General features: G+C 42.8%; 15 protein-coding genes. 8 read left to right on the top strand and 7 right to left on the bottom strand.

Annotated elements, in window-relative coordinates; translation table 11 throughout:
* Nucleotides 1–290: 290 nt before the first annotated feature.
* The 3 genes from ACYUCY_RS08755 to cobB all read right to left on the bottom strand — a co-directional run bounded on the left by ACYUCY_RS08755 (nt 291) and on the right by cobB (nt 2,666).
* Nucleotides 291–872 carry a DUF4202 domain-containing protein gene (locus ACYUCY_RS08755; protein WP_460226088.1) on the bottom strand — a complete coding sequence of 194 codons (582 nt, stop codon included), beginning with the start codon at nt 870–872 and terminating at the stop codon, nt 291–293.
* Between the two features lie 123 nt (nt 873–995).
* Nucleotides 996–1,751 carry a fumarate/nitrate reduction transcriptional regulator Fnr gene (gene fnr, locus ACYUCY_RS08750; protein ID WP_460226087.1) on the bottom strand — a complete coding sequence of 252 codons (756 nt, stop codon included), beginning with the start codon at nt 1,749–1,751 and terminating at the stop codon, nt 996–998.
* 180 nt (nt 1,752–1,931) lie between these two features.
* Nucleotides 1,932–2,666 (bottom strand): Sir2 family NAD+-dependent deacetylase, encoded by a 735-nt coding sequence (gene cobB / locus ACYUCY_RS08745; RefSeq protein WP_460226086.1) that lies wholly within the window; start codon nt 2,664–2,666, stop codon nt 1,932–1,934.
* Between the two features lie 275 nt (nt 2,667–2,941).
* On the opposite strand from cobB, the gene ACYUCY_RS08740 reads away from it, so the two are divergent.
* Nucleotides 2,942–4,069: a GGDEF domain-containing protein gene (locus ACYUCY_RS08740; RefSeq protein WP_460226085.1), complete on the top strand. Its 1,128-nt coding sequence runs from the start codon at nt 2,942–2,944 to the stop codon at nt 4,067–4,069.
* A gap of 12 nt (nt 4,070–4,081) precedes the next feature.
* Here the strand turns inward: ACYUCY_RS08740 and ACYUCY_RS08735 are convergent, their stop codons facing one another.
* From ACYUCY_RS08735 to trmL, 4 genes are all read right to left on the bottom strand, one after another.
* Complete coding sequence (locus tag ACYUCY_RS08735; RefSeq protein ID WP_460226084.1) at nt 4,082–4,894, bottom strand: glutaminyl-peptide cyclotransferase; 813 nt, start codon at nt 4,892–4,894, stop codon at nt 4,082–4,084.
* Nucleotides 4,895–4,909: 15 nt separating this feature from the next.
* On the bottom strand, nt 4,910–7,081 hold the full coding sequence (mnmC, locus tag ACYUCY_RS08730; protein WP_460226083.1) for a bifunctional tRNA (5-methylaminomethyl-2-thiouridine)(34)-methyltransferase MnmC2/FAD-dependent 5-carboxymethylaminomethyl-2-thiouridine(34) oxidoreductase MnmC1: 2,172 nt from the start codon (nt 7,079–7,081) through the stop codon (nt 4,910–4,912).
* A gap of 2 nt (nt 7,082–7,083) precedes the next feature.
* Nucleotides 7,084–7,638, bottom strand: a complete 555-nt coding sequence (fldB, locus tag ACYUCY_RS08725) for a flavodoxin FldB (protein ID WP_460226082.1) — start codon at nt 7,636–7,638, stop codon at nt 7,084–7,086.
* A 98-nt stretch (nt 7,639–7,736) separates the two neighbouring features.
* A complete protein-coding gene (gene trmL / locus ACYUCY_RS08720) occupies nt 7,737–8,201 on the bottom strand; it encodes a tRNA (uridine(34)/cytosine(34)/5-carboxymethylaminomethyluridine(34)-2'-O)-methyltransferase TrmL (RefSeq protein WP_460226081.1) in 465 nt (154 codons plus the stop codon).
* A 172-nt stretch (nt 8,202–8,373) separates the two neighbouring features.
* Between trmL and ACYUCY_RS08715 the strand changes: the two genes are divergently transcribed.
* Genes ACYUCY_RS08715 through ACYUCY_RS08685 form a run of 7 tightly spaced genes read left to right on the top strand, consistent with a single transcriptional unit; the run spans nt 8,374 to nt 15,188 of the window.
* Nucleotides 8,374–9,294: an MSHA biogenesis protein MshI gene (locus ACYUCY_RS08715; protein ID WP_460226080.1), complete on the top strand. Its 921-nt coding sequence runs from the start codon at nt 8,374–8,376 to the stop codon at nt 9,292–9,294.
* Nucleotides 9,291–9,896 carry a hypothetical protein gene (locus ACYUCY_RS08710; RefSeq protein ID WP_460226079.1) on the top strand — a complete coding sequence of 202 codons (606 nt, stop codon included), beginning with the start codon at nt 9,291–9,293 and terminating at the stop codon, nt 9,894–9,896. The genes ACYUCY_RS08715 and ACYUCY_RS08710 overlap by 4 nt, the downstream gene beginning before the upstream one ends.
* A gap of 52 nt (nt 9,897–9,948) precedes the next feature.
* The gene (locus ACYUCY_RS08705) at nt 9,949–10,656 is read left to right on the top strand and encodes a hypothetical protein (protein ID WP_460226078.1); all 708 of its coding nucleotides are present in this window, start codon (nt 9,949–9,951) and stop codon (nt 10,654–10,656) included.
* Nucleotides 10,657–10,678: 22 nt separating this feature from the next.
* Nucleotides 10,679–11,059, top strand: coding sequence for a hypothetical protein (locus ACYUCY_RS08700; RefSeq protein WP_460226077.1), 381 nt, complete (start codon nt 10,679–10,681; stop codon nt 11,057–11,059).
* Entirely contained in the window at nt 11,059–12,738 is a 1,680-nt protein-coding gene (gene mshL / locus ACYUCY_RS08695; RefSeq protein ID WP_460226076.1) for a pilus (MSHA type) biogenesis protein MshL, read from the top strand. Before ACYUCY_RS08700 ends, mshL begins: the two co-directional genes overlap by 1 nt.
* A 9-nt stretch (nt 12,739–12,747) precedes the next feature.
* Entirely contained in the window at nt 12,748–13,659 is a 912-nt protein-coding gene (locus ACYUCY_RS08690; protein ID WP_460226075.1) for an ExeA family protein, read from the top strand.
* Between the two features lie 2 nt (nt 13,660–13,661).
* Nucleotides 13,662–15,188 carry a tetratricopeptide repeat protein gene (locus ACYUCY_RS08685; protein ID WP_460226074.1) on the top strand — a complete coding sequence of 509 codons (1,527 nt, stop codon included), beginning with the start codon at nt 13,662–13,664 and terminating at the stop codon, nt 15,186–15,188.
* The last annotated feature ends 15 nt before the right edge of the window (nt 15,189–15,203 follow it).

Raw genomic sequence — 15,203 nt, 5'->3', positions numbered from 1 at the left:
CATTTGACCAAAATTTCGGCATATCTACTGAGGCATCCCATGCTTTCGGTTATAAGAATGGAGTTTCGTAGAGAACTGTTAAGCGGAATGTAAAGCATCTATTTGGGCGATATTTGATCGCTTTGGCGGGTATTTATCCGATTTGGTGTCGGATTGCGGTAAAAAATTGCTCGCAAATCGAACGATTGGCGGCTCGCTATATGAGATTTGAATGAGCTTAAACTCGGTGATTTCCCATTACATATTGTTTGGAGAAATCGGAGCCGGTGCGGTGATTTTGTTCGTTTTGATCAATTTAACGCCTGACCAACTAGCAAGTTTAGTTGATCCGGCAACGAGATTTTAAGTGCTGCTTGCTGGCCTCGATCTGACATTTTCGTCCAGGTCTTGCGAATAATATCGATTATTTTCTCTTTTTCATGTTCTAGAGCGAAAGCCTCGAGATAGTGTTCGATAAAAACCAAACAAATAACATCTTCTAGGGTTTGAATTTCTGGGTCCGATTTAATCCCCTTTTTGCCAACTATTTTTTTTACTCTCTCAATATCGGCGTTGGAGTAGTCTCGTGCTGCCATGATCAATGCGAGTTGTTCGCCATGATACACCCCGAGATCTTTTCTCCATTTAAGGTAACCTGCTCGAGTCTTTTCATAGGACGAACGAGGGATTTTCCAGCGTGCGATATGTTGACCATGTGCTGCAATACTCAAGTGTTCAGAAGCTTTAGGCTCAAACTCAGATAGCCGCTCGCTCATGCGGCGAGAATACAGTAGTTCTTTGGAGGAGGGGCTGCCGGAAACGATAATTTTGTTTGGGTCTTGTTGATTAACGGCGTCGATATCTTCGATAACCTGAGCGAGTTTAGTTGTCATAGGAACTTCTTCGTGAATTTTTAATTGGGCGTTTTTCACCTAATTGCAGCGGAGGCGAGGGTATTTAATTTGGTCAAGAGAAAAAGTCGGGCGATGATTTTTTAAGGACAAGCCGAGGATAGTTTAAGCGACATCAAATAAGCTGATATCTGCAATCTTACGAAGGGCATTTAGGTCAACTATCTGAATATCTTTTTTATCGGCGACGATTAAGCCTTCTTTTTGAAAGCGACTTAGCGTTCGGCTGACTGTTTCTACCGTCAAACCAAGATAGTTACCGATATCTGCTCGAGACATGGGTAAGCGGAAGCTCGTTAAAGACAGCTTGCGTTGACCGTTTCGACTAGAAATGCTGAGTAGTAATGTTGCAACCCTTTCTTCCGCATTGTTTTTACTGAGCAAGGTAATCAGCTGCTGGTCAGCGGTGATTTCTTTTCCCATCAAGCGAAATAAATGACGATTTAAATTGGGAACTTGCTTGCCCAATTCTTCCATTTTGTTAAAGGGTATTTCACAAACCGCCGAGGTTTCGAGGGCAATAGCGGAATTCGAGTGATTCCCGTTGCCAACGCCGTCCAAACCGAGAATTTCGCCCGGCAGGTAAAAACCGGTAACTTGTTCCTGACCGCTATTGGTAATGGCAACGGTTTTTATGGTCCCTGATCTGACCGCATATACCGAATGGAACTCATCTTCCATTCGGTATAAATAATCCCCTTTATGTAAGGGGCGTCCGCGCTGAATGATACTGTCGACTTGATCGATTTCTTCGACGTGTAAACTGATCGGTAAACAAATAGAAGCAAGTCGGCACTGTGAGCAAGAAACATTTGGCGTGGCATGACAGGTGGGGATTATTTTTAGCGGGCTTTCTGACATAAGTAAACTACCTAGTACTTTTATTGACTTAAACTTTTAAAAAAGACCCGAATCCGTGGATATTAACACAAAATTGTATTCCCTAAGATAGAGTCATGGCACACAGGTGAAAAGGGTAGGGTATAGCGACTTGTGATGTCAAAAATTCTTTTTTGCCAAACAAGGGTGTGGTGAGCCTAATTAGGTATTAATAGTTTGGAAAATCGCCGGAACGAGTGATGAGGCGGGACCCTGTAAGCAATAATCAAAGGCACTACCATTTACAGAAGCTTCTAGATTCAACTCTAATGTATCCGCCCCAGCTGCTTTGGCTAGCTGAAAAAAGCCAGCGGCAGGGTAAACATTCCCTGAAGTACCTATGGCGACAAAAAGGTCGCAGGCCTCAAGAGCATGCTGAATGTCGTTCATATACAGAGGCATTTCACCAAACCATACAATATGCGGTCTTAAAGTTCCTGGCTGTTTGCAACAGAGACAAACGGAGTCAACGAGAATGTCTTCTTCACAGGTTTGAACTTTTCCGGATTTCAGACAGCGGGATTTTAGTAATTCGCCGTGCATATGGATTACGGAACTTCCGGCTTTTTCGTGGAGATCGTCTATATTCTGAGTAATTAATGTGAATTCACCCTCATGTCGTTGAGCAAAATCTGCTAGCGCACGATGAGCAAGATTCGGTGTAATGCCGTCGAGTAGCTGTTGTCTGCGTTGATTATAAAAACGCTGCACCAGCTCGGGGTTTCTAGCAAAAGCTTCCGGTGTCGCAACGTCATCAATGCGATGGTTTTCCCATAGTCCGTCCGCAGCGCGAAAAGTTTTAATACCCGACTCAGCAGAAATTCCCGCACCGGTTAGTACAACAATTGAGCGATATTTTTTTGAAGCTAAGGGTGAAGAGGGCAATAAATTGGTCATATTAATTCAATTCAGATTACAATTCGGCCGCCGAATTTTGAATTTAATGTCTAAGTTCGGCTCTAAGGTGAAACAACGCGAGAGCGAAAGTACTCTACTGTGAAACCAAGGGGTCTATCAAGCCTCCTTTTTATTTATGAAGGGGTTGTAAGAACAACGAAGACCAAATGCTAATTTGTAAGCCTAAACTATTAATGTAAATATCAAAAATGAAAATATGCTTACTACAGATTATCAGCCCAAGTTTTGCCGTTTAGGAATTAAGAGATAGCGTGATGAAAAATGATCTTAAACCTGAGGATTCTAAACAATCTGTGGCTGAATTGTTGGCACGAATTGATGAGAATCAACAAATACAGGCAAAGTTTTACGATTTCGAATTCCAGTTGTTAAGCTGCAAAGGTTTGCCAGAACTGCTAGATGCGTTATTAAATAATGCACCAAAGCATTTTGAATTAAGCACTGTGAGCTTAGTCCTTTATGACCCCGATTACAGTTTAGATTCACTTTTGGAACTTTTAGATGTCGACAATTTTGAGAATCGACTGCAGTTGAGATATAGCGAAGACTTTTTTCTAGATTTGTATGGGCCGGTACCGACAGTAAAATTAGGCGAGTTAGATGTACTAACTAAAACCCGATTATTTCCTGGAACATACTCAGTAGAGAGTGCAGCGTTATTACCTTTGATGCGGCAAGAAAGACAAATCGGTAGTCTTCATCTTGGGAGTGATTCGGCCGAACGTTATACCGCTGACAAGGCGGTCAGTTTCATGACGCACCTTGCGTTAATTGTTTCTGTTTGTTTGGAAAACTGCATTGCTTTCGAACAACTGGAGCAGCAAGGGTTAGAAGATAGTTTGACCAAGGTGCGAAACAGACGCAGTTTTGAAGACGAATTCGCAAAAGAAATTGAACGAGCGTTTCGGCAACAAGAATCACTGACAACTTTATTTATTGATATCGATCATTTTAAGAATATAAACGATAGTTATGGTCATCAAGTTGGAGATCGTTGTCTTCGTCAAGTCGCAAAAAACATTAATGGTGAGTTAAGAAAAACAGATTTATTGGCGCGATATGGCGGCGAAGAATTTGTTGCACTGCTGCCACATTGTTATTCTGACGAAGCCTACATAATTGCCGAACGCGTGCGTCTTGCCGTCGCCAACAGCCCATTTGAGTTAAACAAAGAAGAATCCATCCCTTTGACTGTTTCCGTTGGGCTCGCGACTTGGGATCCCAAGAACGAGGTCGCTATCGCCAATGGATCAGAAGTTGATAGGCAAAGTCGCTTGTCTAGCTTTGGCGAAAAACTAATTAGCAAGGCCGACAACGCTATGTATCGTGCGAAGCAAGCGGGTCGAAACCAAGTGTGCATTGCAAAAGAAAGTTCTAACTAAGCGTGCGTATTTTTATTCTGTGTCATTTTGTGGAAATATTTTTATTAGGTATCGATCTGTCCAATATTTCCCGGTAATCCAAAAGGCATCTTTGTTCTTGTCGTAGGCAATTCCGTTGAGAACGCTATCAATATTGTTTGCTCCAGATTGCGTTTGTAATTCGCTGAGATCTAGCGATCCAATGACTTCACCAGAAATTATATCGATACCCACGATCCTGTTTTGGCGCCATATATTTGCCCAAATAATACCTTCAACATACTCCAATTCGTTGAGTGATTTTACTAAGGTACCATTCTCTTTAACGGTCAAGGTTTTTTTGAGTTCGAAACTGCTGGGATCGAAAAAGCGAATTATTTGGCTGCCATCGCTAATAATTAAATATTTTGAAGTGTTGGTTAAGCCCCAACCTTCGCCATCGTAATTAAACGTGTTTACGAGTTCGAAAGAATCGGGATGAATGACCCATGCTTTTCCGGCCTTCCAGCTCAATAAGTACAAAAGATCATTGGCAACCGTGATCCCTTCAGCAAATACATCACTTGGTAGATCTAAATGTTTTTCGATTTCGTTAGTTTTAACGTTTAGTTTTTGTAAGAAGGATTTTCCGTAGTGTCCGCTACTTTCAAATATCCAACCGTCGTGAATTACCAAGCCTTGCGTAAAAGTGTTTGAGTTGTGAGTAACTTTCTCTAGAACTTCATATTGGAAATTATTGGTTTCGGCTTGAGCGAAAATGCTTAGGAGGCCCAGAAATAAAAAACGGATGCACAATTGCCCTACGTTTTGGAAATAATATATGTTTTTACTGTAAGTCTTATGCATGGTTGTTTCTGTACCCTAAATTTTATTTCTTGCTAAATCACGAATAATAAAACGCGCTGAGTGCAAGGCCTTCACCAAGTTTCTAGGTAGTGGCAGTATATCGCCACAGATTTGTGAGGCCAACAACTCCGCGCAAATGGGGGTGTAGGCAAGTCCGCGAGAGCCATATCCAACATTGACATACAAGCCAGGCCAATAGTTTCCCGCTTTGGGAATACTTGCCAGGGAGTTTTTGCGCAGCAGTGCGAAATCCGCAATAAACTCATCGTGTTTAGGTACGGGGCCCACTATGGGGAGGTAGTCGGGGGTTGAGCAGCGGAAGTCAACGTAGCCAGAAAGAGCTTGTTCGTCAATCATGCCCTGAATGAAATTCGTATCTGAGTATGCGGTCTGTACGTTGTCGCTAGCCCATGGCAAGGCGCTGGGGTTTTGCTGGTGAATTGATCGCATATTTTCTCGGTGGTCATCAAGGCATATTTCTTTGTCGTGATTGTGGAGAGTAAACGTCGCTCCTAAAGTTTGACTGTGTTCGCCAAAAATGGTGGGTGTTTCCGGGGCGATATAACCTTTTCCGCAAAGTACACTACGTATATTTTTATTGATTAAATCCTTGTGTAAATAACTGAGTTGGCCGCGAATAGCTTTTAAGGGAAGATTTTTAGTTTGTTCGAATAGAGCGGCATTCGCGGCATTGGCAATAATTACGGTCTGCGCGTTGACGATGGTATTTCTGTCTTTATCGTTTAGACTCCAGCCACCTACGATGTCGTCGTTTAAACTCAGACTTTCGACATGACAATTCGTACGAACCGTTATGTTGGGGTGGGAGGTTAGCTGTTCACATAGAGTTTTTGGGTTAATCCAACCCAAGCTAGGAAAACTTATCGCATTGTGCGCTACGTCGATTCCAGATATCTCGCTACTTTTTTTATCGTCGATAAAGGAAAATATTTCCGTTCGGTTTTCATAGAAAGTTTTTAGATTTTTCCATAGTTTTTGTTCTTTGCTATCGTGCGCAAGTTGCAAGACACCGCACTTGCTACCAATTTTTTCAGAACTATTCCAGAATTGATTGTAAAACCCGTGCGCGAATAACAGGCTATTTAAGTTTAATTGCGCAAGCCCGTCATCATCTGTAGAGAGCTTTCCATAGACGATACCTTGAGCAGCTCCAGATGCAGCGCTTGCAATTTCAGAATTTCTCTCCAGAAGAACAACATTTCGATTTCGAAGCGCCAAGGCATAAGCGGTTTGACAGCCAGCCAAACCTGCACCGATGATTACCGTCAGCTCATTTTTTTCTATCTGGTTATTATTAAATTCTGTTTGTTTTGCTAAAAACCACGGTACCTCAAAGGTAGATCGTCGACTGTTGGTTTGTAAGGCAGTCTGGGGTATGTTTTTACGATCTATAGATGGCCCGAGAAATTCGGCGGTAATCATTTCTCGTTTTTTCCCAAAGCCAGAACATTTTTTTATTTTAAATCCAGACTCTTCTAAGGCTTTTCGAACCATGCTCGCGGAGGAAAACGTGGCGAGTGTCGTGTTGGTCGATGATAAATAGGAAATTTTTTCTATGGCTGAAGAGTGCCACATGCCGGCATTTTTGCTGGGTGCGAAACCATCAAGATACCATGCGTCAAACCCTCTATGATTCGTAGCATTTTGAAAAAGAGGATGATCGCTCTGTAGTAACTGATTGAGAGCGTTTTGGATGTCATCAATAATAAGAGTGAGCCTAACCCTATGCTCAGGAAATACAATATTATAAAAACCTCTTACCGCCGTGGCGGGGTAAACTGCGATGAGTTTTTGATAGAGTAACTTTAACTCTGGCCACAGTTCGCTTGCACACTCTAGGTCATGAATTTTCCAAGGGTGTTTCTCGATAGAAATAAAGTGTAACCATTTACTCGCGGTGTTTTGCTGGTTCCAAAGTTGCCAGGTGGCAATAAAATTAAGGCCGCTGCCGAATCCTGTTTCACCTATGGTAAAACAGGATTGGGGCATATCTTCCTGCCATCGTTGGGGTAAATTATTTTTTGTTAAAAATACAAAACGAGATTCTTCTAAACCATCGTGGCGAGAAAAATAGACATCTTCGTAAGTGCGAGAGATAGGTTGGCCGTTTTCATCCCAACGAATATCGGCGAAGCAGGGGAGGTCATCTGCGTTTTTGCTGTCCATTTTCAGAGGCCGAACTCAAGAATTAATTGTTGGCACCAATCGCGGATTCGTTGCTCTGACAGTTCAAATTCAGTTTCGTCATCAAGGGCTAAGCCGACAAAATGCTTCTCATCTTCCGTCAACGCGAGCGATCGCTCAAATTGATAGCCGGTAGTTGGCCAATAACCGAAAATTTCTGCACCCCGTTCTTCAACTTTGTTACACAAGTACCCCATCGCATCTTGAAACCACTCCGGATATCCGATCTGATCGCCTAAACCGTAGAGTGCAACTTTTTTCTTGCTTAAATCGACGTCGTTTAGTTCGCTCCAAACGGCTTCCCAATCCTCTTGAAGTTCACCGTAGTCCCAAGTCGGGATGCCCAGGATTAAAAAGTCGAATTCTGGCATAAGCTTCGGTGAATATTCTGCGACATTTTGTAAAGTAACCTCGGTCTCAAGTGAGCTGTTACCATTAAAAAAGTCGCGGATTTTTTCCGCTGCGATTTCTGTGTAGCACGTGGAGCTTCCGTAAAATAATCCGATGGATGTCTGGCGTTTAGTTTTGGGTGTGGGCATGTAGGTTTTCTTGTTTGCGTAGTTCTAAAAATAATGTGAATAGAATAAATGGAATACTGCTTATTAGTTTTAGTTTGCTAAATTCTGAGTTCTCTTAATCAGCCACCGCTATCAAAATTCAGTTGTCGCCAGGCTTCATAAGCCACAATCGCTGCAGAATTCGATAAGTTTAAACTGCGGCTATTGGCTTGCATGGGAATTCGAATTATTTTTTCTGCCTCAAGGCTATCTAAAACTGCCTTAGGTAAGCCGCGAGTTTCCGGCCCAAAAACAAACCAATCATTTTTCTCATAGTTTACTTCGTGATAATAACCTTGCCCCTTAGTCGAAACCGCGAAGAGCCGTTTAGGTGTCGTCGTCGCTAAAAAGTCCTCCCAAGAAGCATGCACAACAACACTTTCCCATTCGCCATAGTCTAGGCCAGCTCGACGAAGACGCTTGTCGTCAAGAATAAACCCTAGTGGTTCAATGAGATGTAGTTGCGCGCCAGTGTTTGCACATAGGCGAATGATATTCCCCGTATTCGGAGGAATCTCGGGTTCGTAGAGAACAATATTGAACATGGAGGCGTAACTCAGATTAAAGATTTATTCAAAAAGCCCGATTATACGGTTTATGAGAGCTCTTTGTGGGGCTTGTGCGGTGTAGTCATATCAAAAATTCCAGCTACGCTTAAATAAGACCCAGGAAATCTAATGTCGCCTATCTGGGAGGCGGTCGAAAGGAGTTAAGTGAGTGCTTAAGTTTTGGCCTTCTAAACATGACAAGGGAATGCTCGGCATCGAAACCTCAAGTGATGGCGTCGCTATTGCACACATCGTCATGGAGTCAAATAGGCCTCGCTTGGTCAGTTGCGACTATGTTGGCGCAGACGCGATTACTTCTGTTGCAGAAACGCTAAGCGAGAGAATTGCCGCGTTAGGCTTGAAAAGCATTCCCTGTAACTGGGTCTTACCTGACTCGGATTATTCGCTACTGATGGTAGAGGCGCCGAATGTTCCGGATGAAGAATTGCGCGAAGCGATGCGCTGGCGAGTCAAAGATCTTATTACTTTTCCGGTTGAGCAAGCATCACTTGGTGTATTCCCCCTGCCAGCTGATGGTGTGCGCGGCGGTACAAAAATGACATACGTGGCCATTGCTGATCAACAACAAATTCAAAGCCGAAGCGAGTGGGCCAAAACTGCAAAGGTTACATTGAAAAGTATCGACATTGCTGAATTGGCCTTGCGCAATATTGCTGAGCTTGTCGCAGAGGATCAGCGCAGCTTGGCGATCGTAAGATTAAAACAGGGCTCCGGCGATCTCGCCTTGGTTAAAGAAGGACAGTTGTACCTGTCTCGTCAGTTCGATATTAAATATCAGGGCGGCTTGTTCGACGAATTACCTGAAGAAAGTTTAATTCTCGAATTACAGCGCTCTCTTGATTATTTCGAACGCCAGATGGGGCAGGGGCCACCCGCGGCAATATTGTTTTGTGGAGACAACATTACACCAGACAAAATCACCCAAACAATCAAGAACAGTTTGCCGGGCCAAGCCAGTTGTTTGAATTTGGCAGAAAAAATTATCGGTATCGATCAGTGTGAAGAGTACACGGTGCAATTGTGTCTCGGAGCAATTGGCGGTGCTTTGCGGAAGCAGGTGGCAGCATGATTCGCCAGGAAGTGAATTTATACTCGATCGATTTCCATCGCGGTGATCAAGCTTTTTCATTTCGAACGACGGTGATGGCAGCCAGTGCTTTTTTTGCAATTCTTTTGTTGGTTAATGGTTACGGCTACTGGGATATGTTTCAAAAGAAACAACAGTTGACAGCAATTAATCTTCAAGCCGCTGAGTTAAATGGCCGAGTTGAACAGCTTAAAAGCACTCGGCCTTTGAGTCAGCGCGTAAGTATTGAAAAAGAAATTTCTGAGTTAGTCGATGAACTGGATAAACGCAAAAGTTTGCTAGATGTTATTGGCGGTCAAAATATGGGTAATGGAGAAGGATTTTCAGTTTACTTAGAAGCTCTTTCTCGACAAGCCTTGCCTGAAGTATCTTTGACCGAATTTAATATTTTACGCGGCGGAAGCTATGTTGAGTTGGCTGGTTGGACAGTCAAGCCTGAATCAGTTCCATTTTATTTAAATCGCTTGCGAGATGAGGCGGTATTTAAGCAAGTAAAGTTTGGTGTCTTGGCTATTAAAAAAGACGAAAAGCATAGCAATAAGTTGCAATTTAGTTTGGGTAAAGACCAGCTCGCTAAGAATTAATGACCGGCGAGATTTTGGGATTCGTAAATAAGATCTGACTGAGATAACGATTGTGAAGTTAGAAAGTGGAAATTTAAAACAACGTTGGCATGAGATGTCTGAAAAGGTCGATGCTCTGGCACCTCGCGAGAGAGCGTTAGTCTTGTTTACGGTACTCGCTGTGATCTATTTCTGTTGGGATTTTCTCCTTTTTAGCCCAGTCGCTGCGGCAAACGAAAAGCTTAATGCAGATATCGATGCGAGACAATCAGAAATAAGCGCAGCGACGCAAGAAGAAAGGGTATTGCTAACGACTGCTAGCTTTGATCCTGATTTAAAACTCAAAAATGAAAAGCGTGAAATCGAAAAGAAAATTGAAGAGCAAGAAAATGCTTTGGCATCTTTGTCTCTTGGTCTAGTTCCTGTCGATCAGCTCGCGTCGATTCTACAAGACGTATTGAACAAAACTGGCCGACTACAGTTGCAAAATATGAAAACCCTTCCGGTCGAAGAAGTACAGCTAAGAGGTGTCGCTGACAAAACACCGGAGCAGACGCTTGAGAGTTCTCAGAAAAACGAAGCGGGAATTTATAAACACAGTGTTGGCATAACAATCAAAGGAAGTTATTTCGAGCTGCTTAGATACCTCCAGGAACTAGAAGCGATGGATTGGCGTTTTTATTGGGATGAGCTTAACTTTGAACAAGATAAATACCCTTTAGGTATTTTTGAATTGAAGGTTTATACCTTGTCCACTGATGAGGGCTACCTTGGTGTATAGGGAAGTGGTGTTTAGGAGAGTGATGTTTAGGGTAACGGTGTTTAGGATAAAAGTACTGGCGCCTTTCGTTAAGAAAGTCGCCATTGTGTCTTGTTTGTTTTTAGTGTCGGGTTTTGTAAGTGGCGTAGAGCAATTAGATCCCACCAAACCCTTAGAGTATGTGTTTAGTGGTGAGTCTCAGCCTAAGACTTTGCAATTGAATTCAATCCTGATTTCTTCAGGTCGAAAAATAGCGGTAATCAACGGAGAAAAAGTTGAGGTCAATGGAGTTGTGGGGAATGTAAGAGTTGCAGAAATTCGATCCGATTTTGTCATCGTATATCGTGATGGTGAAAAAATCGAATTGAAACTATATGGAAAGAAGTTACGAGAAAATACCACAAACAGGGTATCGGAAAGATAATGGATATGACTAAATTAGGTATTGAGATGTTTCAAATGGTTCCTCATTCCGTATGTTTTTTAAAGCGGAGTTTAATGTCTTTTTTGCTGCTGACTTTGGTGAGTTGCTCTTCGCAACAACATAAGTCTGCAACCATTTCTGAGGTCGCAATTGCTGAGGCGATGAAGCAAAGCCAAACTGGCCCAGTAGTGCCTGATGCCGTAAATGACGTTCTATTAGGCACCGGAACAAATACTAATAATGAGCAAGAGCCAAGCGAGGAACGATTTGATATTTCTGTAAATAATATTGCGGCCAAGGTTTTCTTCTTGAGCCTTGTCAGTGGAACCAATACAAATCTTGTCGTTCATCCGGAGGTGGACGGAGTTATATCTTTGGAGCTGAATAATGTCAGTGTCTCCGAAGTATTGAAAGTCACTAGAGAAGTGTTCGGCTACGAATATGCAAACAACGATGGCATTTACACAATTTTCCCGCGCAAAATTCGCACTGAAGTTTTCCCGATAGATTATATCGATGTGCAAAGAAAAGGTTCTTCTGATACCAGCATTATTGTTGGTAGTATCAGTTCAAATTCCGGCGGCAATAGTAGTAATGGAAATTACAACGATAGCGGGTCTCAATCCGGTTCAGGTAATCAGCAAGTAGATAACGCTGGCTCAAGAATTCAAACGAATTCCGATTCTGACTTTTGGGAATCGCTTGAAGTCAGTTTAAAAGCGATTGTGGGATCTGAAAAAGAAGATCGCTTAGTAATGGTTAATGCGCAAACCGGTATCGTGGTCGTCAAAGCAATGCCTACTGAGCTTGCCGCAGTAAGAAATTTTCTTGAGAAGTCTCAGATTAGTGCTGTGCGACAAGTGATTCTTGAAACCAAGATTATCGAAGTAAGATTGAATGATTCCTTCGCAGCGGGAATCGACTGGTCGACTATTCAAGGTCAATTATCCTTGGGATATAACACCAGTAAGCTTAACCCGGATATTGGTTCTGCAACGCGTTCAGGTGAAACTGCGTTCTCATCTGTGATCGGTATTTCTGATATCTCCAAATTATTACAACTGTTGGAAACACAAGGCCATGTTCAAGTCTTGTCGAGTCCGCGGGTGTCGACAGTTAACAACCAAAAAGCAATTATTCGAGTTGGTTCTGATGAGTTTTTTGTTACTGGAATATCTAATTCAACGACGTCTAATGCAGCGGCGACAACTAGTGCACCATCAGTAGATTTGGCCTCCTTCTTTAGCGGGATTGCATTAGATGTGACACCCCAGATAGCAGAGAATGGCGAGGTGATTTTACATGTGCATCCAGTCATTAGCAGCGTCACCGATCAACAAAAAGAAATTACCGTGGGTAGTGAGTTATTTTCTTTGCCGTTGGCACTGAGAGATATTCGCGAATCCGACAGTATTGTTCGTGCAAAAGATGGGCAAATAATTGTTCTGGGCGGGTTGATGCAAGAAACTGCGGAAAAAAATCATGGCCGTCGCCCTTTTTTGGCAAGCATACCTGGATTAAATGCATTATTTAAAACCAAGAATGAAAACGCTACTCGAACCGAATTGGTGATCTTGATGCGCCCGGTCGTTGTTGATGGTAAAGCGTGGGAGGACGACATACGTGGAGTTGAATCTCGGTTTAGCGAGCTGGGTAGCGAATACCGAGCCAGGTTCTAGGTGACGACTATGTATAAGAATTTTTATCGTTTTGATCAGATGCCTTTTTCGCTTACGCCGAATACGAAGTTTTTCTTTGATCATCAAACTCACCGTGAAGCGTTGAACACTTTATTAGTTGCTTTGAAACACAGTGAAGGGTTTATAAAAATTGTCGGAGAAGTTGGTACCGGAAAAACCCTCTTATGTAGAAAATTACTGGCCAGTCTCGATAACAACTTCCTTACAGCCTATATCCCCAATCCTTATCTGAGCCCTGACGAATTAAAAAATTTGGTAGCTGAAGAGATTGGTATCAAGTGTGATCATGAAATCCCTTCATATAAATTGGTTAGCATGATTTATCGGCGTCTAATTGAGTTGGCTCAACAAGGCAAGCGAGTTGTTATTGTCATCGATGAAGCGCAAGCAATGCCGAGAGAAACAATTGAGGCACTGCGTTTATTAACCAATATTGAAACTGAAAACCGAAAACTCTTACAAGTTGTTTTATTAGGGCAGCCAGAATTAGACACAGTGCTAAATCGAAAAGACTTGCGGCAGTTAAAGCAGCGTATTGTTTTCTCGGAACGTTTAAAACCTTTAGATTCGCGTGGAACGGCTTTTTACGTTAGTCATCGTTTAAGGGTGGCTGGATGCCAATCTGCATTATTTAGCAAAGGTGCATTGCGACTTCTTGAGTACGCCTCTGGTGGAATTCCTCGTTTAATCAATATCATTGCCCATAAGAGTTTATTGTCTGCATTCGGAAAAGGCTTGCCTCAAGTTACTGCAGTTCATCTTGCTAGAGCAGTAGCTGACACTCCGGAGTGCCATTGGCGTGGAAAGGTAATGGCATGGCGGTGGAGTCTTTTGTGGCCGCTTGTTGGTAGTGCGTCTGTTTTTGTTGGCTTGATAATGCAAAACAGTGTGGGAATCTAAAAATGAGCTTAGTAAATGACATGCTCACAGATTTGGATTCTCGTACTCAGGGCGAACTTGATGAAAGTGTGCTGATTGATAGGCAGCAACCGCAAAAAAACGCCACGGAATCTAAAAGAAATACATCTTTTTTCTTTCTTGTACTTGTCATTGGTGTGGCAGCCGTTTGGCTGGGCTCTCAATGGCGGGGAATCTTGAGTACCCAAGATAGTAAATACAGCGATATTTTAGCCATCGAAAATGCTCAAGCGAATGAGAATATTTTATTGGAGCAGGGCAGTATCGAAAGACCTCTTGTAAATGTTCCGATTGCGAACGAAGTAGCAGAAATTAAAGCCAACATTGCTGAGGCAAGTGTTGCGGGGGGTGTTGAGGGAAGTGTGGAATCCATTGAACCAATAAATCCATCATTAGCACTGAACGTCGTCGAAGATCAGTTGGCGATTCCCTCGAAAACCAAAATTGATGCAAATTATTCTGTCGCACCTTCATCAGCTGTTCATTCAGTTGCCGATCCGGTTCAAGACTTACTCGTGAGCGCGCAACGCGCATTATCTGCGAATAAACTAACGACACCTTCAGGTGACAATGCATTTTCAATTTATCAGAAAATTTTATACTCCAACCCCGATAATATCGAAGCGCGTGAAGGTATTCGAAATATTGCTGAACGATACATTGCTTTAGCTGATGACCTATATTTGCGAGGAGAGTGGGATAGGGCGCAGCGTTATGACAATAAAGCCAGCTACGTTGCAAGCTTTTATCCTGAAGTGGCCGCTTGGTTAGATGGGATTAATCGCCCCAGCCCTGAACGCCATTTAAGTAATCGAAGCGATTCAGAAAGTCTAGCGCGGAATATGAATTCAAGCGGCTCTGTCACGAGAGGGAGCGCAGTTGATTTAATTTCGGAAGAAAAATCAAACGAATCTTTGTTGCCTAGGATGAAGGTTGCAAAAAGCCAACTAACTCAAGAACTGAAGTTTGTCGAAGAAGCTAAGTCCCTGCTGAAGCAAGGTGCAGTGAATGCAGCGGAGTCGGTGTTGATAAATGGGCAGCATGCTTATCCTCAAAGCACGAATATCAATACCATGTTGTTCGATATATATTTGGTTTCGAATCGCCAAGCCATAGCTAGACAATATCTAGACAAGTTCACTCAGCTAGCGCCGTTTGAATCAGCGTTTTTAGAAAGTCGGCTTTTAGTGGCGGAACAAAAAAATAGTGAAGCGATAACGTTATTAGAAAGATTTAGTCCCGATGTTAAACAAGCAACTGATTTTTATCGTTTGTTAGCCGGTTTATATCAGAAAGAAGGGCGCTATGCTGAGTCTGCGCAACAGTATAGAAAACTCCTATCAGTTGACGACAGACAAGCGACTTATTGGTTGGGTTTGGCGGTCAGTCTGGATGCTCTGCGCGATGACAAGGGAGCGCTTCAGGCATTCCATTCGGTTCGTCAATATGGCATTTCTGATCGTGAGACCCGCGCGTATGTGGATCAACGTATTCGAATCTTGTCGAGTTGAAAGGGAGTTTAATTC

The organism is Aurantivibrio infirmus (assembly GCF_054767315.1).
This window is presented reverse-complemented; position numbering and strand designations above follow the sequence as displayed.

Excerpts from the sequence above, each read along its gene's own strand:
- ACYUCY_RS08755 (WP_460226088.1), bottom strand. The coding sequence starts at position 872 with ATGACAACTAAACTCGCTCAGGTTATCGAAGATATCGACGCCGTTAAT.
- fnr (WP_460226087.1), bottom strand. The coding sequence starts at position 1,751 with ATGTCAGAAAGCCCGCTAAAAATAATCCCCACCTGTCATGCCACGCCA.
- cobB (WP_460226086.1), bottom strand. The coding sequence starts at position 2,666 with ATGACCAATTTATTGCCCTCTTCACCCTTAGCTTCAAAAAAATATCGC.
- ACYUCY_RS08740 (WP_460226085.1), top strand. The coding sequence starts at position 2,942 with ATGAAAAATGATCTTAAACCTGAGGATTCTAAACAATCTGTGGCTGAA.
- ACYUCY_RS08735 (WP_460226084.1), bottom strand. The coding sequence starts at position 4,894 with ATGCATAAGACTTACAGTAAAAACATATATTATTTCCAAAACGTAGGG.
- mnmC (WP_460226083.1), bottom strand. The coding sequence starts at position 7,081 with ATGGACAGCAAAAACGCAGATGACCTCCCCTGCTTCGCCGATATTCGT.
- fldB (WP_460226082.1), bottom strand. The coding sequence starts at position 7,638 with ATGCCCACACCCAAAACTAAACGCCAGACATCCATCGGATTATTTTAC.
- trmL (WP_460226081.1), bottom strand. The coding sequence starts at position 8,201 with ATGTTCAATATTGTTCTCTACGAACCCGAGATTCCTCCGAATACGGGG.
- ACYUCY_RS08710 (WP_460226079.1), top strand. The coding sequence starts at position 9,291 with ATGATTCGCCAGGAAGTGAATTTATACTCGATCGATTTCCATCGCGGT.
- ACYUCY_RS08700 (WP_460226077.1), top strand. The coding sequence starts at position 10,679 with ATGTTTAGGGTAACGGTGTTTAGGATAAAAGTACTGGCGCCTTTCGTT.
- mshL (WP_460226076.1), top strand. The coding sequence starts at position 11,059 with ATGGATATGACTAAATTAGGTATTGAGATGTTTCAAATGGTTCCTCAT.
- ACYUCY_RS08690 (WP_460226075.1), top strand. The coding sequence starts at position 12,748 with ATGTATAAGAATTTTTATCGTTTTGATCAGATGCCTTTTTCGCTTACG.
- ACYUCY_RS08685 (WP_460226074.1), top strand. The coding sequence starts at position 13,662 with ATGAGCTTAGTAAATGACATGCTCACAGATTTGGATTCTCGTACTCAG.